Here is a 283-nt window from a genome sequence, read left to right on the forward strand (position 1 = left end):
ACATGGATCGGTATCATTTGGATCGGTATCACTTGTTTCTCCATCGCCATCACAATCTGTGATTGCTGTTACAGGTAAAGTAATATCTGCTGCAGTAAACTCACATGCATCGTTTGGATCGGTGTCGTTTGGTCCTTGAACGCCGTCTCCATCAGGATCCACCTCGTCTAAGTTACTTACTCCATCACCATCACAATCTGCAGTTGCCCAGTCACTTGTTGTGTCTGTTAAATCTACATTTGTTAAATCTCCTCCAATACATGGATCCGTATCATTTGGATCC

1 pseudogene is annotated in these 283 nt (G+C 43.5%); it reads right to left on the reverse strand.

Annotated features, from left to right (window positions below):
- Window positions 1-283 (reverse strand): annotated as a pseudogene (locus ACVCXO_RS09210) (hypothetical protein); the annotation flags it as partial.

It is taken from the genome of Lacinutrix sp. MEBiC02404 (genome assembly GCF_053601575.1).